Annotated in this window: 11 protein-coding genes and 1 pseudogene; 4 read left to right on the forward strand and 8 right to left on the reverse strand. The window is 61.3% G+C overall.

The window, feature by feature from the left end; all coding sequences use genetic code 11:
* Positions 1-25: 25 nt before the first annotated feature.
* From IVA82_RS22750 to sfnG, 6 genes are all read right to left on the reverse strand, one after another.
* Entirely contained in the window at positions 26-814 is a 789-nt protein-coding gene (locus IVA82_RS22750; protein ID WP_247493553.1) for an ABC transporter ATP-binding protein, read from the reverse strand.
* Positions 815-884: 70 nt separating this feature from the next.
* Positions 885-2216: an ABC transporter substrate-binding protein gene (locus tag IVA82_RS22755; RefSeq protein ID WP_247493554.1), complete on the reverse strand. Its 1332-nt coding sequence runs from the start codon at positions 2214-2216 to the stop codon at positions 885-887.
* A gap of 27 nt (positions 2217-2243) precedes the next feature.
* Entirely contained in the window at positions 2244-3290 is a 1047-nt protein-coding gene (locus tag IVA82_RS22760) for a branched-chain amino acid ABC transporter permease (protein ID WP_247493555.1), read from the reverse strand.
* 3 nt (positions 3291-3293) lie between these two features.
* On the reverse strand, positions 3294-4184 hold the full coding sequence (locus tag IVA82_RS22765) for a branched-chain amino acid ABC transporter permease (protein WP_247493556.1): 891 nt from the start codon (positions 4182-4184) through the stop codon (positions 3294-3296).
* Positions 4184-5014, reverse strand: coding sequence for an ABC transporter ATP-binding protein (locus IVA82_RS22770; protein WP_247493563.1), 831 nt, complete (start codon positions 5012-5014; stop codon positions 4184-4186). The genes IVA82_RS22765 and IVA82_RS22770 overlap by 1 nt, the downstream gene beginning before the upstream one ends.
* Before the next feature lie 113 nt (positions 5015-5127).
* Positions 5128-6234: a dimethylsulfone monooxygenase SfnG gene (gene sfnG / locus IVA82_RS22775; RefSeq protein ID WP_247493557.1), complete on the reverse strand. Its 1107-nt coding sequence runs from the start codon at positions 6232-6234 to the stop codon at positions 5128-5130.
* A gap of 898 nt (positions 6235-7132) precedes the next feature.
* On the opposite strand from sfnG, the gene IVA82_RS22780 reads away from it, so the two are divergent.
* Positions 7133-7660, forward strand: coding sequence for a flavin reductase family protein (locus tag IVA82_RS22780; RefSeq protein ID WP_247493558.1), 528 nt, complete (start codon positions 7133-7135; stop codon positions 7658-7660).
* Between the two features lie 231 nt (positions 7661-7891).
* Here the strand turns inward: IVA82_RS22780 and IVA82_RS22785 are convergent, their stop codons facing one another.
* Positions 7892-8206, reverse strand: a complete 315-nt coding sequence (locus IVA82_RS22785; RefSeq protein ID WP_247493559.1) for a hypothetical protein — start codon at positions 8204-8206, stop codon at positions 7892-7894.
* A gap of 454 nt (positions 8207-8660) precedes the next feature.
* Between IVA82_RS22785 and IVA82_RS22790 the strand changes: the two genes are divergently transcribed.
* Both IVA82_RS22790 and IVA82_RS22795 read left to right on the forward strand, forming a co-directional pair.
* Positions 8661-9017 carry an integration host factor subunit beta gene (locus tag IVA82_RS22790; RefSeq protein ID WP_247493560.1) on the forward strand — a complete coding sequence of 119 codons (357 nt, stop codon included), beginning with the start codon at positions 8661-8663 and terminating at the stop codon, positions 9015-9017.
* Positions 9018-9224: 207 nt separating this feature from the next.
* Entirely contained in the window at positions 9225-9416 is a 192-nt protein-coding gene (locus IVA82_RS22795; RefSeq protein ID WP_247493561.1) for a hypothetical protein, read from the forward strand.
* Positions 9417-9742: 326 nt separating this feature from the next.
* Here IVA82_RS22795 and IVA82_RS22800 read toward each other — a convergent pair whose 3' ends face one another.
* Entirely contained in the window at positions 9743-10948 is a 1206-nt protein-coding gene (locus IVA82_RS22800) for a DUF2235 domain-containing protein (protein WP_346659680.1), read from the reverse strand.
* On the opposite strand from IVA82_RS22800, the pseudogene IVA82_RS22805 reads away from it, so the two are divergent.
* Positions 10925-11956: pseudogene (locus tag IVA82_RS22805) on the forward strand (IS256 family transposase); the annotation flags it as partial. The gene IVA82_RS22800 and the pseudogene IVA82_RS22805 sit on opposite strands and share 24 nt — an antisense overlap.
* Positions 11957-12148: the final 192 nt, after the last annotated feature.

Consider the following 12148-nt stretch of genomic DNA (forward strand, 5'->3'; position numbering starts at 1 on the left):
TCAGTTTCTCCTGTATGAATTAAGATCAAGCGACAGCGTGCGTCAGCAGGCTTTTGCCGACGTCAGTTTGCGGCGAGCCGCCGAGGTAGAGTGCCTTGATGTCGTCGCGGTTGCGCAAGTCAGCTGACGCGCCGGACAGCACGCTGCGCCCGCTCTCGAGAACGACGGTGTGATCGGAGAAGCGCAGTGCGACCGTCAAATTCTGTTCCGCAACGAGGATTGAGAGGCCTTGCTCGCTATTGAGTTGCTTCAGCGCCCGGAAAATTCCTTCGACGACAAACGGCGCGAGCCCCATCGAGGGTTCGTCGAGCACCAACAGCCGTGGCCGCGACATCAGTGCGCGGCCGATCGCGGTCATCTGCTGCTCGCCACCCGAAGTGAGCCCGGAGATCGAGCGACGATGGTCCTTCAGTCGCGGGAACAGCTCATAGATCTCGTCAAGATCGGTGCGTATCACCCGAGACTTAGCGTCTCGCCCAATAGCGCCAGTAATCAGGTTCTCTTCCACCGTCAGCGAGGGGAAGCAATGCCGGCCTTCAAGCACCGGAACGATCCCGAATCGGACCAATTTGGCGGGCGACGCAGACACGATGTCGTGGCCGTCAAATGCGATCCGCCCGGACGCCACCTGGCCGCGCCGCGCCGGCAGGAGCCCTGAGATCGCCTGAAGCGTCGTCGACTTGCCCGCGCCGTTAGCGCCGAGCACAGCGACGATTTCGCCGCGCCGAAGCGCGAACGACACATCGTCCACCGCGCGGATGGCGTGATTGTAAGTCGCGGCCAACCCCTCGACCGAAAGCAGAGCGTCGCTCATGCCGTGATCCATCCTGTCTGAGATTCGCGGGAGCTAACGGCTCCCGCGAATACCGAGCGTCGCTTTTGCGCTACTGACTCACCGGGTCATCGCCGGAGGTACGGATCTTGATGCCGTGCTCCTTGGCATACGAAGTCGACGACTTCTCAATGATCGGCCGGAGGAAGGCCCAGTCCGGCGCAATCCAGTCCGAGACGACCTTCCACTTGCTGCCGTCCCACTGCTGGAAGGTGACGCGGCCATTGCCCTCGTGATTGTCCCAGGTGACGTTGATCGAATGGAACAGCCCCTTCGCGCCCAGCGCCTCCACCCGCGCCGGGTCGAGCTGCAGGTGCTCAAAGCCCCAGCGGACTTCATCGCCAGTCAAGGTGCGCGTGCCGAACTTTGCCTGCGCGATGCGGACCGCTTCGACGTTGAGGATACCGTTCACGATCCCCAGGTTGTGATAGACGCTGCCGATCCGCTTCTTCTCATCGAGATTGCCCTTGTTCGTGCCGTAGACGGTCTTGATCACCTCCTGGAGCACCGGATACTCCGCGCCGGAGGCCTGGGTCGTGATCGCGATATAACCCTTGGCCGCGTCTCCGGCGGGAATGACATCCTCCTCGGAGTTGGACCAGACATTGCCGATGATGTGGTCTGCTGGGAATCCGACCTTCTGTGCGGTCTTCAAAGCCACGGGATTCATCACGCCCCAGCCTCGCAGAACCACAAAATCCGGCTTCGCCCGACGGATCGACAGCCATTGCGATTGCTGCTCGTTACCCGGATGCGGGACCTCGATCTGCTCCAGGCTGAAGCCGTATTTATCTGCGAGCAGCTTGTAGATCGGGATCGTCTCCTTGCCGTAGGGTGAACCATGATACAGCACGACGATCTTCTTGCCTTTCAGGCTGTCCAGGCCGCCTTCTCTTGAAGCAATGTAGTTCACGATGCTGGAGGTCTCGCTGTAGGGATTGAGTAGCAGCGGAAAGACGTAAGGAAACACCCGGCCATCGGTCGAATCGGTACGGCCATGATTGATGGTAATCAGCGGGGCCTTGTCCTTGGTGATGCGGTCGATCATGGCATAGGCGATGCCGACCGACAGCGGGTTCCAGGCCGCGATCCCAGGACGACTCTTCAGACGCTCATAGACCTCCACGCCGCGCTCGACCTCGTATTGGGTCTCGCCTTCATCCCAGGTCAGCTTCACGCCGTTGACGCCGCCATCGCGGATGTTGATCAGATTGAGGTAGTCGATGAAGCCTCCGAAGAACCCGGTGCCGCCGGCGGCATACGGACCGACACGATAGCTTTGCAGCGGGAAGCACTGTTCGTCGGCGTGCACGGCCAACGTACTGGCTAGGCCGACGGCAAAGGCCGCGCCCATTGTCACTTTCAGACGTCTAAACACGTTCATTGCAAGCTCCTTCGGGTTAATCAGATCTCAAGTCGGGATCACCGGGCGCTTGGCGGACCGAACGGCGGACCAGGCCCGGTCCCACAGGGCAATCAGCCCACGCGGCTCTGCGATCAGAAAGGCAATGATGAGCGCGCCGATGACGATACGCTGGCTCATCTCCAGCACGCCGGAATCGAAAACGCCGCCAAGCAAGGCCGCGCCAACGCGCGACAGCTGAAGCGGGAATACGACGATGAAGGCTGCGCCAATGAAGGAGCCCCGCAGCGAGGCGAGGCCGCCGATGATGATGATGAACAAGATCTGGAACGAGCGATCCAGATTGAAGCCAGCCGGCTCGACGGTACGCAAGTACGCAAACGCCCAGAGCACGCCGGCAACCCCGATGAGGAACGACGAGATGCCGAAGGCGAGCAGCTTGGTCCGCAGCAGCGGTACGCCGATCACCTTGGCCGCGATCTCGTGATCGCGCACCGCGATGAAGTTGCGGCCGGATTGGGAGCGCAATAATCGCAACGTCAGCAAGGTCAAGACGACCACGATCGTCAGTGAGAAGACGTAACGTTCCGCAGCGCTGGTGAACGAGACGCCCGCGACGATGAGAACCGGCGCATCGATCACTCCGGATGGGTTGTCGTTGGAGAACCAGCCGAACTTGGTGAGCGCCCACTGCACGAAGAATTGCGCGGCGAGCGTCGACACTGCGAGATAGAATCCGCGCAGCCGCAGGCTCGGCAGCCCGAACACAATGCCGATGGCCGCCGCGATCCCGCCGGCCAGTACCAGATCGAGCAGTAGCGGCAATTGCGGGACGCGGAGATGGAGATTGTAGGCGGCATAGGCGCCGACCGCGAGGAACGCTGCCGAGCCGAGCGAGACCTGCCCGGCATAGCCGGTGAGGACGTTGAGTCCGACGACGGCAAGCGCCAGCGCCAAGAACGGCGTGAGCACGGCATCGAGCAGATAGTCCGACCCGGCTAGCGGAACGACCCCGTAGGCGACTGCGATCGTGATGCCGATCCACAACGTCTCGGCGGAAGGCCCGTTCGATTTGGCGGGAGTGAGAACAGCCATGGTCTACACCCTCTCCACCAGCTTCTGTCCGAACAGGCCCGATGGCCGGATCAGCAGGAGCACCAATGCCACGACATAGGCTGCCCAGGCCTCGATGCCGCCGCCGAACGAAGGTCCAATGTAGACTTCGGCCAATTTTTCGATCGCACCGACCAAGAGACCGCCGACGATCGCGCCGGCGATCGAATCGAAGCCACCGAGCACCAGCACCGGAAGGGCTTTCAACACGACGAGCGAGAGCGAGAACTGCACGCCAAGCCGAGCCCCCCACAACAGGCCGCCGACCAAGGCGACGATCCCGGCCACCGTCCAGACCGCGGCCCAGACCCGCGGCAGCCGCAGGCCTACCGCGAGGGCGGCAAATTGATCGTCAGCGACAGCGCGAAACGCGAGGCCGGTGCGGGTATAGCGAAAGAACAGCGCAAAGAGTGCGACTAGGCTGCCTGCGACGGCGGCCGCGAACAAATCGAACTGGCTGATCAACACGCCCGCCACTTCGAACGGCGTGTCGCTGATCCCGATGTCGAGACCGTGCACTTGCGTGCCCCACAGGAGCTGCGCAGCGCCCTCAATCACATAGGAAAGCCCGAGCGTCGCCATGAACAACGCGATCGGCGGCTGGTTGACCAGCGGCCGAAGCACAGCTCGCTCGACGGCGATGCCCAGCGCGATCATGATCGCCAGCGTTGCCGCCAGCGCCACGGGAAACGATGCGCCGCGCTCGATCAGGCTGACGAAGGTCAGCGCCGCGAACAACAGCATCGCTCCTTGAGCGAAGTTCAGTACGCCAGAGGTCTTGTAGATCAACACAAACCCGATGGCGACCAGCGAGTACATTACCCCTGACAGCAGGCCACCGATCAGCACTTCAACCAAAAACTGATAGTCGAACATCAGATCGCAAGCTCCGTGTCATTCTCATGCGCGACGCCGAGATAGGCATCGATCACCACCGGATCGGTGCGGACCTGCTCAGGCGTGCCGTCGGCGATCTTTCGTCCGTAGTCGAGCACTGCCACGCGATCGGACAGCCCCATCACCACGCCGATGTCATGCTCGATCAGGACGACGGTTGCGCCAAAGCTGTCACGGGCGTTGCGCACATGCAGTGACAATTCCTGCTTCTCGGTGACGGTTACGCCGGCAAATGGTTCGTCCAGTAGCAGAAGTTTGGGCCGGGCGACCAACGCTCGTGCCAGTTCGACCCGCTTTTGCACACCGTAAGGCAGCGTTCCGACAGTGTGGTCGTGAACGTCGGTGAGATCCAGGAAACCGATCACCGTTTCCGCCGCGGCGCGGTTTTCCGCCTCGATCCGCCGCGCCAATGGCGAGCCGACGATCTGCCGCAGGAAACCCGCGCGCATGCGATGCGCAAGCCCCATCAGCACATTGTCGAACACCGACATCCCCTTGAACAGCGCGAGATTCTGAAACGTCCGTGCTACGCCATACGTGGCAAGCTTCGACGGTGGCACCTCACGAAACGAGCGCTCGTCGAACCACACTTGGCCGCGGTCGGGCCGGTACAGCCCGCTGACGACGTTGAGCAGCGAGCTCTTGCCGGCTCCGTTGGGTCCGATCACTGCCCGAATCTCGCCCTGTGCAACTTCCAAGTCAACGTCGCGCAGCGCCGCGACCCCGCCAAAGGTCAGCGAAATATTCGCAAGTCTGAGGACCTCTCGTGCGAGAGACTGAGCGGCACGCTCCCGGCGGCCCTCTATCACCTCGCCGCATTCCCCGCTCGATACATGGATGCGTCCGTCTGGAGGAAGCTCTTCCAGACGAAGCACACCCGCTCGTGTCGCAATCCGCGCCACTTCGCCGCCTCTCTTCGCGCCTATTCCGCAGCCTGAACGTGCGCGGACGCCCGCGCCTCGAGTTCGCGGACCAGCGGAATCACATGCTTGCCGAAATAGTCGACCTCTTCCTGGAAATGCAGGAGGCCGAGCAGGATCAGATCGGCACCGGCGCGCTTGAGCTCGACAACGCGTTCGGCGACCTGTTGCGGCGTGCCGATCAAGTTTGAGCGGAAGCCGTCATTGTACTGAACGAGATCCTGAAACGTGGATTTTGCCCAATTGCCCTCGCGCTCGGGGCTGGCATTGCCGGCATTCTGGACCTCATGATGGAAGCCGCTCACCGCTTCCGGGATCGCCTTGTCGAGGATCTCCTGCAGGACGCCTCTCGCTTCCTTTTCGGTCTGCCGAACGATGCCGAACGCATTGATGCCAATCTTGGTCCGCCCGCGCTTGCCGAAGGCCTTTTCCTTGCTCCGGATGTCGTCGACTTGTGCCCTCAGCCCGTCAGGCGTGTTACCGTTGGTAAAATACCAATCGGACACGCGGGCGGCCATGTCGCGGGCCGCACGCGAGGAGCCGCCCTGAAAGATCTCCGGCAGCGGATCGAGTGGCTTGGGCTTCAACGAATAGTCGTTGAACCGATAGAAGTCGCCCTTGAGCTTGAAGTTCTCCTCGGTCCAGATGCCGCGTAGCGCGTTGATAAATTCCTCCGAGCGGCGGTAGCGCTCGTCGTGATCGAGCCAAGGCTCGCCGATGGCATGGAATTCGCCGCGGAACCAGCCCGAGACGACATTGACGGCAACCCGGGCATTGGTGAGTTGGCTAATGGTCGCAATCTGCTTTGCGGCCAACACCGGGTTCCAAGGCCCGGGGAGCAGAGCAGCGATGACCTTGAGCTTTTCGGTTGCGGCAAGCAGCGCGTGCGAGAAGCTGACCGACTCGTGCTGCTTATCGGCGCCATAGCCCGCCGTGAACCGGATCTGGCTCAAGGCATAGTCAAAGCCTGCCTTCTCGGCGATCTGGGCGAGCTTGCGATTGTAATCGATATCCCAGCTGGTTCGCTGCTCGATCGAAGAGATCACGAGGCCCCCCGACACGTTCGGTACCCAGTAAGCAAACTTGATCGGCTCTTTGTTCGCAGCCATGCGTTTGTTCCTTTGGCATTGCGGTGTTTCGACAGTGGCGGATCGCCGAGGCAGGCAGCACGGTGCGCTGCCGCGCCTCGAGACGAACGGGCGTCAGGTTGCTACTCAAGCAGCCGTTTAGAACGTGTTTGAAAGCGCTATGCGATGCTGGCCGCACTCGCGGCACTGCCCGGCAACGACAAGGGAGTACATCGCATCGAACAACGGATGCGCTTGATTGCCCCATTCACATGACCGACGATGTTGTTGCGCATCACGAAAGTCCCTAGCCGGCACCGTTGCCTGATATCAATCTTCTCAGACAATTTCCGGATGCGCGAGTCCAAGACAAACCATTTTTGGCGGGGCAGAGATAACCAGTCTGTTGTAATTCCTGCTTGGACGCGTTGATTTTTGCGCACGGTGGAAAACATCGCGCACGCGCGGCATGACGAAGAAGAAGTCGCGCGGCTTGTCGAAGTCCTGCGGTTCGCAGCTATTCCTGTCGGGTTCGCTGTCTCATTCTTGACCCGTTTTGGCGGCTTCGCATCGTTTCGCCATGATTAAACGTTGTCTGGCGACACGACCTGGACTGATTCATCGTTTAATTCAATGGCATCTTCTTGCTCGAAAGCACTCGTGTTGGCTCGAGCACCGATCGACCTAATGACGCGTGCAGACATTGCTCCCTTTAAGACAGCAACCGTGGAATTCTTTTGCACACTGTTTCGTTCCGTTGACGGCAACCATCAATTCAGAGCCAGTTGAGGGGCAACATTTTCTTATTTCGCCGGCCTGCTTGACCCACGCAGAACACGATGGCTGGATACGCTGCCGAGGGAACGGCTGACTCGAGAAACCTAGCGAGGCCAGCCATCCCTTTCAATCCCTCGGAATTCCGCAATGCATGGCAGGGTAAATGACCGCGCAGACTTTGACCCGCGAGACGAATGACCTCGGATATCAGTTTCGCCTGGCAATGCGACGCCTCGCTGGCGGGGTCAGCATCATCACAGCTGGCAAAGGGGAAGAGATCACGGGGATGACGGTTACCTCGCTGACCTCGTTCAGCGCTGATCCTCCGAGACTTCTCGTCAACATCAACAGGCAGGCATCGTCATTTCCCCTGATTGCGCGCCACAGATCCTTCGGAGTCAACATCCTTGGCGCGGATCAGCGCGAGATCGCCGACCGATTCAGTAATGGCCGCTTCAAAGGCAAAGAGCGTTTCGACGGTGTTGCCTGGACAGCCGGGACCAGTGGCGTGCCTTTGCTAGGCGGGGCACTCACCGCTCTTGAATGCGAAGTCGACGAGATCATCGAACGGTATTCGCACGGTATCGTGGTTGGACGGCTCGTCAACATTGAGCTGTCCCAGCGACTGTCTGGCCTCGTATATTGGAACGCTGCATATGTTGAGATCGGCGGCGGCACCATCCCAAGCTGATGGCTGCCGCCGGCTCCTTTTCCGTCTCCATTGTAGACGACAAATAGCTCTCGCCCGCTTGCGTGTTCATGGAGTTGCCCAACTTGCATAACGACCGACGGTGCGATCCACGATTAAGAACGATTCACGTCCACTCGCTGCAGCGTTCTTCAGATCACGATCGCCCGGGTGGCATCTCGAATTCGATTCGCCGGCCGGACCAGTCCGAGCGAGTCGCGTAAGGTCGCACCGTCATACTCCCTGCGGAACAGGGCCGCCCTGTATGCGATCCGCCACCGAGCGGGGCGTTCCGGTAAATCCGCTGGTGGTTCGCCCCGCACCGCAGCGCTGTCCCAGCTCGGCAAGCCTCAAGCCCGGGCGTCGGGTCAGCTCGGAGACCTCGCGGTAGCGTCCCTCAACTCCGGGGACATTGAGGTTCTCGGGCAGAACCTGATCCTGAGGGAAGAGCGAGAGGCCGACACCGAGGTGATAGGACAGCGTCGAGAGTCCGGCCGCGGGATGGGCATGACCATAAAGTTCGTCCTGCAGCGTCGACCGGACCGCCACGCTTCAGCGTGTTGTAGTTCAGACAAGTTGGAGGTGAAGCCACCAACCAGTGCTTCAGCCTCGCGCACGGTCAGGCCGGACAGGTACACCGCGATGCGGATCCAATCATAATCCGTGGGATCGGTGGCGTGACGCGCGGACAGAGCCGAAGTGACCGTCATCGGGACGGTCAAAGGCGCACTCTGATGAGAACAAGCGAAAGCCGCGGCCTCGCAGGCTACAATTCGGCAGCTCGATTTTATACTTCGAAGACATAGGCCTGCGAAGTAGTCGCAGGCGACTAGCAGATATGAATGGTAGCGCTACCGCGCGATGACGGATTTCAAAGGCTCGGTCCTCTCAACCGACACCTGCGTTTGGCGGGTTCTGGTTGTCATGGCGCCTGCTGCGGCTTGACAGGCGCTAGTGCTTTCGGGGAAATGCTCGCCCACCAATTCTGTAGACGCTAGCATCAATGATCAAGTCCGAACTCGTTGAGCGTATCGCCGGCCGAAATCCGCGCCTTTATCAGCGCGACGTCGAGAACATTGTAAATGCAATTCTCGGCGAGATCGTTGCTGCACTCGAGCGCGGAGATCGGGTTGAGCTTCGTGGCTTCGGAGTCTTTTCTACCAAGCAACGGTGGGCTCGCATGAGCCGAAATCCGCGAACGGGCGAGCTCGTGCAAGTCGACAAGAAGCGCTTTCCGCTCTTCAGGGCCAGCAAGGAAATGCACGGACGATTAAATAGCGACGCGAGAGCGAAAGACGGCAACTTTGCCGTCCGGGGCAGTCTGAGGGTGGCGTCCGGGCAGTCTGAGTGGCCGGGATGAACACCCGGTGTAGTGAAGAAGCAACGTTAATGTTGTTTTCGCAAACCGATGCGCAATTGAGACTCCACAAGTCTCAATGAACAAGTCACCCTGCGGTCGGCATCGGGGCTGGACTACATTGCGTCTTACTGAGCTATTTTTCCGGGGAGCCGTGGACCCTGTCCTGCGGCTCCATTTTATTTCGTGAATCTCTTTGAGAAGATGTCGATGGCCATTCAGGATTTGAGTGACGCGAGCGTCCTTAAACTCTACGAAAATATTCGTCAGCAGGTTGCCGCCGATGTGCGAGTAGGCAGCAAGCATCGTTTGTTGGGCGAAACTGCGAAACGAGAAGCGCTGCGCCTCGAGGAAGAACTGAATCGCCGGCGCGTACCGTACACGCCCATCAGCTGGCGCTGAACGCAAGTCAGCTCTACCTGAGGCCACATTTAACTGCCACGTTGGTGCATGTCGGCCAACGTTCTCACCTAGTCTTGGCACGCACGGTTGCCGTGCCTCCCAATCGCATGCGCCAGGCTCGACCAACACAGGTCCATCCCGGCGGAAGACGAACGATGCTGGCGCGGCCACGGGTCATCCGACCTACGGTCGCGCGGCAGCGCGGCTGCCACTTTCGCTTACTCCGCGGCGACAGAACGCGGCCACTATCAAATCGGGCCACGCTGTCCCAAACGCCGAGCACAGCGATCATAGCTGCTGTATTTCCATCCGCAGGACGTCGAGCATCAGGGCACACCGACGTTAGGGTCGGTCGCCCGGACGGCGCTATTGAATTTGGCGGGATCGACGGCCTTCTCCTTCGCCCACGCGACGAGATTCTGCGGGCGGTAGGCCGCATCCACGCGCCAGCGCTCGAACACCGAGCCGTCGACGGTCTCGTTGATGCGCGACGTCGTGGCCTGCGTTCCCTTCTCCGGCGCCAAGCCGACGGGCCGATAGAAGGGGCGGCTGACGAAGCGGTAGAGGCCCCATGCAAACTCGCGGTAGGAATCCGTGACGGGCGGCGCGATCCGCGAGACGTCGAGCGCGACCCGGTCGTGAAAGACGAGCCCGAGGCCGGCGGCCTTGTCCATCAGCCACATCAGGGGCCGTTGCGCCAGCGGGTCGCTCGCGTATCCGCCTCCGACGTTAGCGTGCGCTCCGACGAACCAGCGCTGTTCCACGCTATCGATCCGTCGGTCGACCGCCCCTTCGTGACCGACCCTGTCAGTCCTGGTCCAGAAGGTCGGCTCGAAGTTCTTGCGGTGTTCGTCCAGCGCGAGCGCGTGGAAGGCATATTCGTTGTCGAGCCGCAGATGCGTGTCGAGAAACCGGTACTTGCGGACCTTGCCTGCGGCGCTTGCCAGGGGAAGTCCGAGCGAGCCAACGGTATCCCAGACTCCTACGAACTTGACCTTGGTCGGGCGCGAATACTTGGTCACCCACTGCTCCTCGATGGATGCGTTCTGGGGCAACCGCTTCGCCGACAGCGATCTGATCGTCGGCGCGTCGTAGATGCGATACCGGGCGTAGAGCTGCTCGATCGACAACGGCGCGCCCAGCTTGAGAACGCCGCACTTGCACATCAGTCCCGACAGGCTGCGCGCCGTGTACGCGCCGCGGCTGAACCCGAAGATGAAGATCTCGTCGCCGTCATCGAAGTTCTGGATCAGCCAAGTGTACGCTTCGATGATTTCGTCATCGATGCCCCAGCCCGTGACGCCGCCGCGCGCGGCCTCACCACGTTGGGTGCCCACGCCTTGGCTGTAGTAGACGCGCTGATCGACAGTAACCGCCGTGAGCGACTTCAGGCGCCACACGTTCGTGTTGGAGCTATCGCCCAAAGTTGGTGACGGCGGGAATCGGAAAGGCGGCATATCGTGGGGGTGCTTGACGCCTCCACTTCTCCACCGAAGGAGCGATATGCCGTGTCCAACGATAACGTCATCCATCTGATTCAGCCAGGAATCTTCGACGATCAACTCACAGAAGTCTTGCGCAATGGGGCGCGTGCCCTGCTGGCCCAGGCGGTCGAGGCCGAGGTTGCAGACTTTCTCGGCCAGCATGCCGATTTGAAGACCCGGGACGGCCACCAGCGCGTCGTCCGCCACGGTCACCTGCCGGAGCGCGAGGTGATGACCGGCATCGGTCCGGTCGCCGTCCGCCAGCCGCGTGTACGCGATCGCGAAGCGGACGCCGCCGATCCTGGCCGCATCCGGTTCTCGCCGTCGCTCCTGCCGCCCTACATGCGCCGGTCGAAGTCGATCGAGACGCTGCTGCCGATCCTTTACCTGAAGGGTATCTCGACCGGCGACTTCTCCGAGGCGCTGGCTGCGCTGCTCGGCAAGGATGCTGCCGGGTTGTCGGCATCCGCCATCGGTCGCCTGAAGGATGGCTGGCTCGACGAGCACGCCGCGTGGCAGAGGCGCGATCTGTCGGCGAAGCGCTACGTCTACATCTGGGCCGATGGCATCCATCTCCAAGCGCGCCTCGAAGACGAAAAGCAGTGCATCCTGGTGCTGATCGGCGCGACGCCGGAAGGCCGCAAGGAACTGGTCGGCTTCACCGATGGCGCCCGCGAGAGCGCGCAGGACTGGCGCGATCTGCTGCTCGATCTGAAGCGGCGCGGGCTCGACGTGGCGCCGCGGCTCGTCATTGCCGATGGCGCACTCGGGTTCTGGAAGGCGGCCGGCGAGGTCTGGCCGAAAACGCGCGAGCAGCGCTGCTGGGTGCACAAGACCGCCAACGTGCTCGCCAAGTTGCCGAAGAGCCAGCAGCCGAAGGCCAAACGCGCGTTGCAGGAGATCTGGATGGCTGAAACGAAGCTCGCCGCCGAGCTGGCGTTCGACGCCTTCATCGAGAGCTACGCGCTGAAGTACGAGAAGGCCGCCGATTGCCTGAGCAAGGATCGAGACACGCTACTGGCGTTCTACGACTTCCCGGCCGAGCACTGGAAACACGGATGAGATGGACAAGCGATTTTTTCATTATCGAGAAGACGCTTGCTGGAAATCGCGTGCGTCCATTCTTTTGTTCGGCCGCGCCGCAGGCCATTCTTCCGTCCCGGCCATCAATCTTGCAGCCGCCGCGCGCAGGGGCGGTCAAGGCTGGCCGCACTTGCGGCCACCGCAAGGCTTGGCCTTGACCGGCCC

Origin of the sequence: Bradyrhizobium sp. 142, from assembly GCF_023074015.1 — a bacterium.
Taxonomy (GTDB): domain Bacteria; phylum Pseudomonadota; class Alphaproteobacteria; order Rhizobiales; family Xanthobacteraceae; genus Bradyrhizobium.